This is a genomic window from Shewanella sp. SM23 (genome assembly GCF_025654295.1).
Taxonomy (GTDB): domain Bacteria; phylum Pseudomonadota; class Gammaproteobacteria; order Enterobacterales; family Shewanellaceae; genus Shewanella; species Shewanella oncorhynchi.
The window spans coordinates 80,726-94,677 of the sequence record NZ_JAKKRM010000013.1 but is presented as its reverse complement, the minus strand read 5'-3'; the positions used below and the strand labels follow the sequence as shown (position 1 = coordinate 94,677).

Here is a 13,952-nt window from a genome sequence, read left to right as displayed (position 1 = left end):
AATTCAATGGATAAGCGCCACGACCCAAGCCGCCGTATTATTGCACCGCATGGCACACAATTAAGCTGTAAGAGTTGGCTCACAGAAGCGCCAATGCGTATGTTAATGAACAACTTACATCCAGATGTCGCCGAACGCCCAGAAGACTTAGTCGTCTATGGTGGTATTGGCCGCGCCGCCCGCGATTGGGATTGCTACGACAAAATCATCGAAGTCTTACAACGCCTCGAAGACGACGAAACCTTATTAGTGCAATCGGGCAAACCAGTGGGTGTATTTCGCACCCACGCCGATGCGCCGCGCGTATTAATCGCTAACTCAAACCTAGTACCACATTGGGCGAACTGGGAGCATTTCAACGAGTTAGATAAGCTAGGTTTGGCCATGTACGGCCAGATGACCGCAGGTTCGTGGATCTACATTGGTACTCAAGGCATAGTTCAAGGCACCTACGAGACTTTCGTTTCTGTAGCGAAACAGCACTTTGATGGTATCTCCAAAGGCAAATGGATCCTCACTGGCGGGCTAGGTGGCATGGGCGGCGCGCAAACGCTGGCGGGCACTATGGCGGGCTTCTCGGTGTTAGCCTGTGAAGTCGACGAGACCCGCATCGATTTCCGTTTGCGCACCCGCTATGTCGACAAGAAAGCCACTTCGCTCGATGAAGCATTGGCGATGATTGAAGCGGCAAACCAAGCTGGCAAGCCAGTATCCGTTGGCTTACTGGCAAATGCCGCCGATGTGTTTGCCGAACTGGTTAAGCGCGGCGTTACTCCTGATGTTGTGACCGACCAAACCTCGGCCCACGATCCATTAAACGGTTATCTGCCGCAGGGTTGGACTATGGCAGAGGCCGCAGCTATGCGTAAAACCGACGAAGCTGCTGTGGTTAAGGCGGCAAAAGCCTCGATGGCGGTGCAAGTACAAGCCATGCTCGATTTGCAAACTGCCGGCGCAGCAACGCTCGATTACGGCAACAACATTCGCCAAATGGCGTTTGAAGTGGGCGTTGAAAACGCCTTTGATTTCCCAGGCTTTGTGCCTGCATACATTCGTCCGCTGTTCTGTGAAGGCATTGGCCCGTTCCGCTGGGTAGCACTGTCTGGCGATCCAGAAGATATCTATAAAACCGACGCTAAAGTGAAAGAGCTTATTCCGGATAATCCACATCTGCACAATTGGTTAGACATGGCACGCGAGCGCATCGCCTTCCAAGGTTTGCCTGCGCGTATCTGCTGGGTCGGCTTAAAAGATCGCGCCCGTTTAGCGTTAGCCTTTAATGAAATGGTCAAAAATGGCGAGTTGTCGGCGCCCGTGGTGATTGGCCGCGATCACTTAGATTCTGGCTCTGTTGCCAGCCCGAACCGCGAAACCGAATCTATGCTGGACGGCTCAGATGCGGTATCCGATTGGCCATTATTGAATGCATTACTCAACACCGCTAGCGGCGCAACTTGGGTGTCTTTGCACCACGGTGGTGGTGTCGGCATGGGCTTTAGCCAACATTCGGGTGTGGTGATTGTGTGTGACGGCACAGATGCGGCGGCCAAACGTGTTGGCCGTGTGCTGTGGAATGACCCAGCGACAGGCGTGATGCGCCATGCCGATGCGGGCTACGAGATTGCGAAAAACTGCGCCAAAGAGCAAGGCCTCGACTTACCTATGCAAGACTAGCCGATGCTAACTTCTTAAAATAACAATAATAACTAAAAGCTTGGAGCTAAAAATATGAAATCTGTGAATCACTTAGTGTTAACGCCGGGTAGCTTGAGCCTAGCGCAATTACGCGAAATCAGCCGCCATAAGCTGACACTCGAACTCGCGCCAGAGGCCATTACCGACATCAACACCAGTGCGCAAATCGTGCAAAAAGTGCTGGATGAAGGCCGTACCGTTTACGGCATCAACACGGGTTTTGGCTTGTTGGCCAATACCAAGATAGCGCCCGAAGATCTGCAATTGCTGCAACGCTCAATCGTGTTGTCGCACGCCGCAGGTACGGGCCAATACATGCAAGACGCCACAGTACGTTTGATGATGGTGTTAAAAATCAATTCATTAAGCCGTGGCTTCTCGGGCATTCGTTTAGAAGTGATTAACTTCTTAATCAGTTTAGTGAACGCCGAAGTGTATCCCTGCGTGCCAGAAAAAGGCTCTGTTGGCGCCTCGGGTGACTTAGCGCCACTGGCGCACATGTGTTTGCCTATGCTGGGTGAAGGCGAAATGAGCTATCGAGGTGAGTTAATTTCTGCCGCCGAAGGTTTAGAAATCGCTGGCCTCAAGCCAATCGATTTAGCGGCCAAAGAAGGGCTAGCTTTGCTTAACGGCACACAAGCCTCGACTGCGCTGGCACTGGAAGGGTTATTCCACGCCGAAGATTTGTTTGCGGCAAGTTCTGTGATCGGTGCCATGAGCGTCGAAGCGGCTATGGGCAGCCGTAGCCCGTTTGATCCTCGCATCCATGCGGCGCGTGGTCAGAAAGGTCAAATCGATTCGGCCATGGTCTTCCGTCATCTACTGGGTGAAGAGTCTGAGATAAGCTTAAGTCACGCTAACTGTGAAAAGGTGCAAGATCCTTACTCACTGCGCTGTCAGCCACAGGTGCTGGGTGCTTGCTTGACCCAAATTCGTCACGCGGCCGATGTGTTAGGCACAGAGGCCAATGGCGTAACCGATAATCCACTGGTGTTCCAAGACACGGGCGATATCATTTCGGGCGGTAACTTCCACGCCGAACCCGTGGCTATGGCGGCGGATAATCTGGCGATTGCAATTGCTGAACTGGGCTCCATTGCCGAGCGTCGTATTGCACTGCTAATCGATTCTAGCCTGTCAAAATTGCCGCCTTTCCTGGTGAAAAACGGTGGCGTTAACTCAGGCTTTATGATCGCCCAAGTGACGGCGGCGGCATTGGCGTCCGAGAACAAAACCTACGCACATCCGGCATCAGTTGACAGCTTGCCAACATCGGCTAACCAAGAAGACCATGTTTCTATGGCGACCTTTGCTGCCCGCCGCTTGCGCGATATGAGCGAAAATACCCGTGGTGTACTGGCAATTGAATTGTTAGCGGCGGCTCAGGGTTTAGATTTTCGTGCTCCTTTAGCCCCAAGTGTTGCAGTGGCTAAGGCTAAAGCCGAATTGCGTGAAGTCGTCGCCTATTACGATAAAGACAGATACTTCGCGCCAGATATCGAAGCCGCGACCGATTTGTTGTATACAGCGAGCTTTAACACTTATCTGCCTGCAGGAACGCTAGCCAGCTTTTAGGCGTTTGTTTTAGTTTAATGGCTGAACAGGTGTTTACTCCGCGGGAATAGGCTGCACTGAGGCGCTTTTGTTATCGCGCCCAGATTTTGCACCTCAATGTGCTAAAAATAAGCGTTAAAAGGCAAAATTTAAGGTGCAGGCAGATTGCTTGTGCCTTTTTATTTGGTTTTTTCCTGCTTTTCCTCGATCTTTGTCTTTGCCATTTTGGTGTGTTTAACACCGCAGACTCTGCAATTTTTACCCTAATCTTTACATTGTCAGTTTTTGTGGCTGTCTATCCCTCTAGAAACCGTTACCTTTGTGTTTTTATCCGCCATCATTATGCATATTTGAATGTATGTAATCATTTTTAATAACCACAACCCTATGATATGGGACAATATGGGCTTGCAATGTTGGACAAATTGTCCTTTGTGGTTTTTTGGTTTTTAATTCCTTTTACTGTTCTTTGATTATTATTAGTTGGGTTTTAATTCTTTATTTGTAATATTTTTTGGAGTTAAGTTCTGTGGTTGTTTATTTGGGATCTTGATCTCATGTCATTATTTGTTATCTATTTCTTCTTTGGGGATAATCTTAAATTAAGTGTGGTCTTTAGTAGGACTCACTCAATCGGTTGCCATTTTTACCACAGCAACCACTAGACTCATAACGACAAGAGTGTGAGAGGACGCAATGAACAGACGCCAGTTTTTTAGACTGTGTGCTGCCGGAGCTGCCACCTCAGCAATTTCAGCGTTGGGATTGATGTCCGAAAAGGCCTATGCGGCCGTTCGAGAATTCAAACTCATTAGCGCGAAAGAAACCCGCAATAACTGCTGCTATTGCTCAGTGGGTTGCGGATTGCTGATGTACAGCAAAGGAAGTAACGGCAAAAACGCCGAACAAAGTATTTTCCATATCGAAGGGGATGCAGACCATCCAGTCAACCGCGGGGCCTTGTGTCCTAAGGGTGCTGGTCTAGTGGATTATGTGAACAGCCCTAATCGTCTTAAATATCCTGAGTACCGTGCGCCAGGCAGTAATGAATGGACTCGTATCAGCTGGACTGAAGCTTACCAACGCATCGCCCGTCTGATGAAGAATGACCGTGATGCTAACTTGATTGAAAAGAATTCTGCTGGGATGACGGTTAACCGTTGGCTTAGCACTGGGATGATGACCTCGTCGGCGATGCCGAATGAAGGCGGCTATATCACCCAGAAATTTGCACGGGCACTGGGCCTAGTTGCAATCGATACTATTGCGCGTAACTGACACTCTCCAACGGTAGCAAGTCTTGCTCCGACATTTGGACGTGGTGCCATGACCAACCACTGGATCGATATTAAAAACTCTAATTTGATCATTATTATGGGCGGTAATGCTGCAGAGGCTCACCCTGTCGGATTCGGCTGGGTTACAGAAGCTATGCAACATAACAACGCTAAACTTTTGGTGGTCGATCCTCGCTTCACCCGTAGCGCCGCTGTGGCCGATTACTATGCGCCGATCCGCTCGGGCACAGATATCGCCTTCCTGCTCGGGGTGATCCGCTATCTTATTGAAACTAAACAAGTGAACTACGACTATGTGAAGGCTTATACCAATGCCAGTTACATAGTGCGCGAAGACTTCTCTTTTAGTGAAGGTCTGTTCAGCGGTTTCGATGAAGAAACAGATAGCTACAATAAAGAGTCTTGGTACTACGAGTTAGACGAACAGGGTTACGCGAAAATCGATCCTAGCTTCGAACATCCACGCTGTGTGTGGAACTTAATGAAGCAACATGTAGAACGCTATGACTTTGAAACAGTAAGCAATATTACCGGTACGCCGATTGCGGACTATGAGATCGTTTGCCAACAAATTGGTAGCACTCATACCCACGATAGAGCCGCGACCTTTATGTATGCCTTAGGTTGGACTCACCACAGTAAAGGGGCGCAGAACATTCGCTCTATGGCCATGGTGCAGTTGCTGCTGGGTAACATTGGGGTGTTGGGCGGTGGTGTTAACGCTCTGCGTGGACACTCGAACGTGCAAGGCGCGACCGATATGGGTTTATTGTGTCAAAGCTTGCCCGGTTACCTCAAGTTACCGAACGAAAAAGACATTAATCTTAAAACCTATCTCCACAACTATACCCCTGTCGCTCTGCGTCCGGGTCAAACCAACTATTGGCAAAATTACCCTAAATTCTTTGTTTCGCAAATGAAGAGCTTTTGGGGCGATAACGCTACGGTTGAAAATGACTTTGGTTATGACTGGTTGCCGAAATGGGACAAGCAGTACGACTTTACTAAACACTTAGATATGGCTTTCCACGGCGAAGTGAATGGCTACATTATCCAAGGTGTTAACGCCATTAACTCTATGCCAAACCGTAATAAGGTACTCAAAGCCTTGAGTAATCTTAAATACATGGTGGTGTTGGATGCCTTGGCAACGGAAACTGCAACCTTCTGGCAAAATGCCGATGGCTTCAATGAAGTCAATCCCGCTGAAATCATGACGGAAGTGTTCCGTTTACCTACGACGTGTTTTGCCGAGGAAGAAGGTTCCATCGTCAACTCTGGCCGTTGGATGCAGTGGCATTGGAAGGGAGCTAACCCGCCGGGTGAAGCCAAGCCAGATGCTGAGATTCTCTCTGGCGTCTTAATGGCAATGCGTGAACTGTACAAACAAGAGGGCGGTAAGCTGCCTGAGCCAGTGCACGCGATGAGCTGGAATTACCACAATCCTCACTCACCGCACGCTGAAGAAATCGCTCGCGAGCTTAACGGTAAGGATCTCGTGACTCAACGTCAGCTCAGTAGTTTTGCTGAACTGAAAGCTGATGGTAGTACCGCCAGCGCCTGTTGGATTTATGCGGGTTCTTGGACCGAAGAAGGCAACTTGATGGCTCGCCGTGACAACCATGATCCTTCCGGTAAAGGTGTTACTCCGGGTTGGGCATTTGCTTGGCCAGCAAACCGTCGTGTGCTGTATAACCGCGCTTCTTGCGATATCAACGGCAAACCTTGGGATCCAAAACGCACTATCGTCGAGTGGGTTGACGGTAAGTGGCACGGTATCGATGTGGGCGACTTCAATATGAAGTTAACACCACAGGAATCCGCTGGCCCCTTCATCATGCAACCCGAAGGTGTGGGTCGTTTCTTCGCCCTTAAACTATTGGCCGAAGGTCCGTTCCCTGAGCACTACGAGCCGATGGAGTCGCCTATTGGGTTGAACCCGTTACACAAGGTCACCAGTAACCCTGCGGTACGTATGTTACCGGGTGTGAAGGAAACCTTAGGTTCCCATAAGGACTTCCCTTATGTGGCAACTACTTACTGTGTAACTGAACACTTTAACTTCTGGTCTACGCATGCTCGTTTAGCTGCGATTTCTATGCCTGAAACCTTCGTCGAAATCGATGAAATGTTAGCGGCAGAAAAAGGTATCGCCAATGGGGATTGGGTCACTGTCAGCTCTAAACGCGGCAGCATTGAAACCAAAGCTTTAGTGACTAAACGGCTACAGCCGTTAAAGGTAAATGGCCAGTTAGTCCATACCGTCGGGTTACCCCGTCACGGCAGCCATAATGCACTCACTCGTAAGAGTTACTCCTGTAACGTACTCACCACGGAAGTGGGGGATGCAAATACACAGGTGCCTGAGTTCAAAGCATTTTTGGTTAACATCACTAAAGCGGAGGGGATCTGATTATGGCATCACAAGACATTATCCGCCGCTCCGGTACTTCAGCGGTGACGCCTGCGGCAAAGGGGCGTAATTCGTCAGAAAAGGTCGCTAAGCTGTTCGACGCCACTAAGTGTAATGGCTGTAAAGCCTGCCAAGTGGCGTGTTCTGAGTGGAATGATTTACGGGAAGAGGTGGGCACCTTCCAAGGCAGTTACCAAAACCCTATGTCGCTATCAGGCCAATGTTGGACCCTGATGGAGTTCCATGAGGTTATGGAAAGCAACAAGCTGCGTTGGCAATTTACCCACTCGGCCTGTATGCACTGTGCTGACCCTGCCTGCTTAACGGCCTGTTCGACCTCGGGCGCGATTATCCAGCACGCCAATGGTGTGGTGGACTTCGATTCGGACAAATGTATCGGCTGCGGTTATTGCGCCAGTGCTTGTCCCTTTGATGTGCCCAAAATCGATCCTAAGGATAACAAGGCCTACAAGTGCACTATGTGCTCTGACCGTTTGGCTGTGGGATTGGAACCTTCCTGCGTTAAGTCCTGTACCACAGGGGCGCTGCGTTTTGGCACCCGTGAGGACATGTTGTTCTACTCGCAAAAACGGGTCGAAGAACTGAAGGAAAAGGGCTTTGCTAAGGCAGGACTTTATAACCCTGAGGGCGTAGGTGGCACGGGTATGATGATGATATTACACGATATCAATCAGCCAGAAAGCTACAACATGCCTGATAACCCGCAGATCCCTCTGTCACTCACTCTGTGGCAGGACTGGGTCAAACCTTTAGGCACTATGGGCATTCTTGCCACTGCCGCCGTCGCTTGTCTGCATAAGATCACCGTCGGTCGCAACATAGTCGAAGAAGACCAACCGTGTTATCAACCGCCAGAGGAAGAGGCTAAGCAGGAAGAGGGGGCCGACAAATGAGCAAGCATGATAAGCAAGAAATGATAGTGCGTCACAAGCTGTTCGATCGCATCTGTCATTGGTTCATTGTGGCGGTTGGCCTAGTGACATTTCTCACTGGCTTTTCCTTCTTCTATCCATCGTTTCAATGGCTTGGGGCGATAGCGGGCACACCGCAATTGGCGAAGTTTATTCATCCCATTGCGGGCTTGATGATGTGCTTACCGCTGATGTTGATGTTGGTGCGTTACTACAAACACAACAAATGGGAAAAGCACGACCTCGCTTGGATGCTCGCCATTAAGGATGTGATGTTCGAGAACGAGGAGAAAATCCCGCCTATCGGCCATTACAACCCTGGGCAAAAGGTATTGTTTCGCGCCTTCGTGCTGACATCTATCACTTTAACGGTGACGGGAATCATCATGTGGCAGCCTTACTTTGCGCCCTATTTCTCAGCCACTGTGGTGGGTTGGGCCATTCTGTTGCACGCCATTTGTGCGCTCATCATGTTGATTTTTGTGATGGTGCATTTCTGGATGGCGACATGGGTGGAAGGGTCGGTTACAGGCATGCTTTACGGCAAAGTCTCTAAGGCTTGGTGCCGCAAACATCACCCTGTGATGTTGGATGAACATTCGGACGTGGAGAAACATTAATGAGTCATACAGCCGAGATACCTCTGGCCCAAGGCAGCGAATCGCCGCTGGAACTTAAACCGTTAAAAGCGGCAGATCCCCAAGCTGTGTATCACAGAAGGGCGCAGCGTTTGCTGTCATTGGCCAAGGACTCGCCGCTGGCTGACTACTTTGAGCTATGTCGCCGTTTGGTCTCTATACAGGCCAGGTTAGTGCAGGAGGCTGACTTCGGTCAGCTTCTCGCTTGGGGGAAAGATGAGGCGACTCCGCTTTCCCTTTTGGGCTCAGAGGCAGATAGCTATTGGCAAGGACTGCTACAGCAACTGTTAAGTGATTTGTTGCCGCAGGTGGATGAATCCATAGCTCGGGTAGTGCGTTTGTTGATGCAGCAATCACCTGAGCAACTGAGTTCGTGGGGGCGTTCACTACGCCAAGGGCATGTCAGTGAAGTGCCTGCCCGTTTTAGCTTATTCATCTGGGCGGCGATGGGCGTTTATTGGTCGCATTGGGCACCTATGGTCATCAAGCGGATGGATCAGCGCAAGGTGGCGCAGCAGAGTATGTGTCCCGTGTGTGGATGTCATCCAGTGGCGAGTGTGATTGTCGATCAGCCTCGAGCTGGTTTGCGCTACTTGCATTGCAGTCTGTGCGAGAGCGAATGGCATTACATTCGCGCCCATTGCACCAGTTGCGGTCAGGACAAAGAGATGACGATTTGGTCGCTAGATGATGCCAAGGCTCAAGTGCGGATCGAAAGCTGCGATGAATGTCATGGCTATACCAAGATGATGTTCGTCGAGAAGTCACCTTCTATGGATGTGGCGGCAGACGATCTCGCGACCTTGATGTTAGACAGTGAGCTAAATGCTAAGGGCTTTGGGGCAACAACACTGAACCCACTGCTACTGGCCCACGAAACCACGTAAGCCACATAGCTTAAACAAATGCGGGAGGGAGTCGGGTTGCTGATGCCTTCCTGCTTTTTATAAACCAATGGCAATAATATAAACAAAATGACACAGATGATGACCCAAGCACCTGAAACACTACAAGTTCTGTACCGAGCTTTGCCTTCAATGGATAGCCTACTTGCAGAGCCTAGTTTTGTGGTATTGCAGCAGTCCTACGGCAAAGCGGCAGTAAAGGCCGCACTGGATACCCAGTTAAAGGCGGCGCGCAGCTTAATCGGCCGCGAGCACTGTTTGCCGACATGGTGTGGTGAGCTTGCGCAATTGCACAGATGTTTGGTTGATCAACTGTCTAACGATTACAGCCACAGCTTAAAACCCGTGTGGAATCTCACTGGCACCATATTGCATACCAACCTTGGCCGAGCGCAACAGTCAGAAGCGGCAATTCGAGCCGTGACTTCTGTTATGCGCTATCCCACACCGCTGGAGTTTGAGCTTGCGGCAGGTGAACGTGGTCACAGGGATAATGCGATCAGTGCTTTGATCCAGCGCTTAACGGGTGCCGAGGCTTGTTGTGTCGTGAATAACAATGCCGCAGCTGTGTTGTTGATGCTGTCAGCGGTGGCGGCGGGGAAAGAAGTCATAGTCTCCCGTGGTGAGTTAGTGGAAATTGGCGGCGCGTTTCGCATCCCTGACATTATGCGCCAAGCGGGCTGCACCTTAGTCGAGGTCGGCAGCACCAATCGGACTCACCTTAAGGATTATGAGCAGGCCATTACTGAAAATACCGCTGCGATAATGAAGGTCCACACCAGTAATTATCATATTAGTGGTTTTACTACCGCAGTGGAGGAGGCAAGGCTGGGTCAGTTATGTCGTGAGCGTGGCATATCACTCATTTCGGATCTTGGCAGCGGTTCACTTACTGATCTGCGCCGCTTTGGTCTAAAGCAAGAACCTACGCCCCAAGCCATGCTAGCCGATGGGGTTGATCTAGTCAGTTTTTCCGGCGACAAACTATTGGGTGGCCCTCAGTCTGGTTTGATCGTTGGCAAACAGTCGCTGATTAAGAAGTTACAGAGTCATCCACTAAAGCGCGCCCTGCGTTGCGATAAGCTGATTTTGGCGGCGTTAGAAGCGACATTGATCCACTATCTTCACCCTGAAACCTTAGACATTGAGCTGCCCATTATGGCGAAATTTGCCCATAGCCAAGAGGTGTTATGGCAGATTGGTCGTCGCTTACAGCAAGCTTTGGTTCCACACTTTGAACCTTGTTATCGCATTGAGTTAGTCGAGTGCCAAACACAGGTCGGCAGTGGCTCACAGCCCGATACTTTTTTACCCTCAGTGGCGCTGTGTTTTACCGCACTCAATGGCGGTAGTTTAAGTTTGTTAGAACAACAATTTAAGCAGGCGGCACGGCCTATCATAGGTCGCATGAGTCAGGACCAACTCAGGTTAGATCTGCGCGGTCTTGATAGTGAAGCCGAACTCCTCGCCGAGTTGAGCACTTTAGGTGTGCAGTTGTGATCATTGTGACTGCGGGTCATGTCGATCATGGCAAGAGTACGCTTATTCGCGCTTTGACTGGGATGAATACCGATCGTCTGCCGGAGGAAAAACGCCGCGGTATGACGATCGATCTTGGCTATGCATTTATGCTACTTCGAGATGGTTCGCGCCTTGCTTTTATTGATGTGCCCGGCCACGAAAAATTTATCAACAACATGCTGGTGGGCGTGAGTCATGCTCGGCATGCCCTGTTAGTGATGGCCTGTGACGATGGCGTAATGCCGCAAACCCGTGAGCATCTGCAAATTCTTGCGCTCTTACCTTTGCACAGTTTGACCTTAGTGCTAACTAAGCGGGATTTAGTTGATAGTGGCACGGCGGCACAGCTTGTCGCCGATGGACTCACTTTGCTGGCCGAGTATGGCATTGAGGCCAGTGGTGTTTTTGAAGTGTCGGCGAATGGAACCGCCGACTTAGCATCCAATGGCGTGGCGGCGCTGAAGGCGCATATTCTTGATTTAGGTGAGCAAGAGTCAAAGCGAGCGGAGGATGCCAGCAGCTTTAGGATGACGCTCGATCGCGCCTTTAGTGTGAAAGGTGCGGGTTGTGTCGTGACGGGCACAGTGATCAGCGGCAGCGTATGTGTGGGGGATAGTCTTTTTAGCTCAGGGCAAAAGGCCAAACTCAGAGTGCGAGGCATACATTGTCAGGGACAAGAAGCCCAAAGGGCTGTCACGGGTACACGCGTAGCACTCAATTTAACGGGTGTCGATAACCATAGGGAGCCAGAGCGTGGCGATTGGCTGAGCAGCTTGCCTCAAGCCGAGCTCTGTAGTCGCCCAGTAGTGCACATTCGAGCCTTCGATTTTTTAGGCTGTGAGCCATTAGTGCATTGGCAAAATGTCCACTGTCACCATGGCGCCGATCATACTTTAGGTCGAGTTTCCCTGTTAAATGAAGCTGATGAAGAAGGCTTCTATCTGGCGGAGTTAGTACTCGAAAAGCCACTACTCCTATGTCAGGACGATCGAATTGTCCTGCGACACATTGGGGGTAAACAGACTTTAGGTGCGGGGCGAGTGTTGGCGTTGAAAGTCCCTAATCGTAAGAAACGTACGCCTGAACGAGTCGCGAGATTACTGCAATTAGCACGCTTGGATAATCCTGCCCATGTGGTGGCTTTACTCGGCCAAACTCAGGCGCTAGATCTTGATGAAATCGCGTGGCGTTGGCAATTAACTGACGAAGGGCTGGCTATGTTGTTAGCCCAAGCGGGTTTAGTCCGTTTTGGGGCATTTGCTATAGCGACAAGTTTACTTGAGCAAGAAAAACAACAGTTTATTACTTTACTTCACGAGTTCCATCAACAGCATCCTGACCAACTTGGGCTTGGACGTAATCGCCTGCAACGCATGAGCCATAGCGCTTTGCCGCCCGAATTAGCCAATAAAGTGCTCGACACGCTTTGCCAAGAAGGTCGCATGGTGCTGCGTGGTGCCTTGTTGCAGCTCGCTGAACACAAAATAGTACTAGACGCTGAGGCTCAGCATTGTTGGCAGGCGCTTGCACCTTGGCTTGCACAGCAAACCGCTCCTGTATGGGTCACCGAAATGGGCGAATACCTTGAGCTTGAACCTGCCAAATTAAGGTTGTTGTGTTTCCAGCTGGTGCAGCAGGGATTTATTACTGCTGTGGTGAAGGACAGATATTTGCTCAGCGAGCAAATCTGTTACTACGCCAGCTTAGTACGTACTCATATTGCAGAACACGGCAAGCTCGAAACGGCAGAATTTAAAGATATGGTTGGGCTTGGGCGTAAGGTGAGTATTCAACTGCTTGAGTTCTTTGACAGAAGTGGTTTTACCCGTAGGAAGTATCGCAGTAATAGCCGAGAAGTTCGGGATGCGGAGTTGTTTTTTTCCCATGAGAATTGGCGGAAGAACATAGGAGTCGAACCTACCCAGGACTGCTGGCAGCCCTACCCGGATTTGAAATCCGGACGCCTCACCGGAGACGACGTTCTTCCAATAGAAGACTTAGGGATAGTAGAAAATGCGTAAGGATGATTCAAGGCGATTCTTATTTAGTTTATGGGTTTGTGATACAAGTCTTAAATTGTCATCAAACTAATTGTTTTTATTTGGTTTTATAGTTTTAAAGGGGCGTTATGGAATATCATTCACATGAAGTGGTGACAGAAAGAAACGTGATCTTGTTAGAACATGGGCACGCATCTGAGCTGACTGACTACTTAGCTAATGAAGTGCGGGTTGCACTGGTCTATAACGGCATAGCGCATACCGTGATGTTGGCGAGCCCTCAAGATTTAGAAGCCTTCGCTATTGGTTTTACGTTATCTGAACGTATCGTTTCCCATATCAATGATATCAAAGGGGTTGAGCTCGAGTTCACCAGTGAAGGCGTGTTGATCCAAGTGGAAATCAACCAAAGATGCTTTATGGAACTCAAGCAGCAAAGGCGCAATATGGCAGGACGCACAGGTTGTGGATTGTGCGGCGTCGCCCAGCTCGAAGAGGCCGTCAAGCCTGTGATGCGGGTGGACTCAGATGCCAGATTCGATATCGAACACTTACAGGTCGCACTTGGGCAAATTCAAGATAATCAACAACATTTTAAGCTGACGGGCGCCACTCATGCGGCCATGGGGCTTAACCATCAAGGACAGATCATCGCCGCCTATGAGGATATAGGCAGGCATATCGCACTAGACAAGCTAATTGGCGCCTTTTCCGCTCACAATGTGGAGCGTCCAGTGGCCGTATTGCTCACCAGTCGCGCGAGTTTTGAGATGGTGCAAAAGGCCGCTAGTGCCAATATCCAAATTCTGTTTGCTATGTCCGCCGTGACTTCACTGGCGTTGGAATTAGCAGAGAAAAGCAATATCACGCTTATCGGTTTTTGCCGTAATGGCAGGGCAACGCTTTACACCCACGGTTATCGCCTGTTGGGGCAGCAGTGTGTCAGCTTAGCTAAAGCCATTTAAGCGTGAGGCCACTTGTGATTGAAGTTGTCGA

The 13,952-nt window shown here is 50.0% G+C and carries 8 protein-coding genes, 1 tRNA gene and 1 pseudogene; 9 read left to right on the top strand and 1 reads right to left on the bottom strand.

All coding sequences use genetic code 11. From position 1 onward, the window contains the following. Positions 1–6: 6 nt before the first annotated feature. The 8 genes and pseudogenes from hutU to selB form a co-directional block, all read left to right on the top strand. Entirely contained in the window at positions 7–1,674 is a 1,668-nt protein-coding gene (gene hutU, locus L5L98_RS15645) for a urocanate hydratase (protein ID WP_263142238.1), read from the top strand. 54 nt (positions 1,675–1,728) lie between these two features. Further along, complete coding sequence (gene hutH / locus L5L98_RS15640; protein ID WP_113941242.1) at positions 1,729–3,270, top strand: histidine ammonia-lyase; 1,542 nt, start codon at positions 1,729–1,731, stop codon at positions 3,268–3,270. Between the two features lie 675 nt (positions 3,271–3,945). After that, positions 3,946–6,960: a formate dehydrogenase-N subunit alpha gene (gene fdnG / locus L5L98_RS15635; protein WP_173496974.1), complete on the top strand. Its 3,015-nt coding sequence runs from the start codon at positions 3,946–3,948 to the stop codon at positions 6,958–6,960. 2 nt (positions 6,961–6,962) lie between these two features. Beyond that, positions 6,963–7,874, top strand: a complete 912-nt coding sequence (fdxH, locus tag L5L98_RS15630; RefSeq protein WP_317629542.1) for a formate dehydrogenase subunit beta — start codon at positions 6,963–6,965, stop codon at positions 7,872–7,874. Then, a complete protein-coding gene (locus tag L5L98_RS15625; protein WP_011982054.1) occupies positions 7,871–8,512 on the top strand; it encodes a formate dehydrogenase subunit gamma in 642 nt (213 codons plus the stop codon). The genes fdxH and L5L98_RS15625 overlap by 4 nt, the downstream gene beginning before the upstream one ends. Next, positions 8,512–9,417, top strand: coding sequence for a formate dehydrogenase accessory protein FdhE (gene fdhE / locus L5L98_RS15620; RefSeq protein WP_263142236.1), 906 nt, complete (start codon positions 8,512–8,514; stop codon positions 9,415–9,417). The genes L5L98_RS15625 and fdhE overlap by 1 nt, the downstream gene beginning before the upstream one ends. 96 nt (positions 9,418–9,513) lie before the next feature. Beyond that, positions 9,514–10,935, top strand: coding sequence for an L-seryl-tRNA(Sec) selenium transferase (selA, locus tag L5L98_RS15615; RefSeq protein ID WP_263142311.1), 1,422 nt, complete (start codon positions 9,514–9,516; stop codon positions 10,933–10,935). Beyond that, a pseudogene (selB, locus tag L5L98_RS22455) lies at positions 10,932–12,779 on the top strand (selenocysteine-specific translation elongation factor); the annotation flags it as partial. The gene selA and the pseudogene selB, both read left to right, overlap by 4 nt. 69 nt (positions 12,780–12,848) lie before the next feature. Here the strand turns inward: selB and L5L98_RS15610 are convergent. After that, a tRNA-Sec gene (locus tag L5L98_RS15610) sits at positions 12,849–12,943 on the bottom strand. Between the two features lie 141 nt (positions 12,944–13,084). On the opposite strand from L5L98_RS15610, the gene fdhD reads away from it, so the two are divergent. After that, on the top strand, positions 13,085–13,921 hold the full coding sequence (gene fdhD, locus L5L98_RS15605) for a formate dehydrogenase accessory sulfurtransferase FdhD (RefSeq protein WP_113941247.1): 837 nt from the start codon (positions 13,085–13,087) through the stop codon (positions 13,919–13,921). Positions 13,922–13,952: the final 31 nt, after the last annotated feature.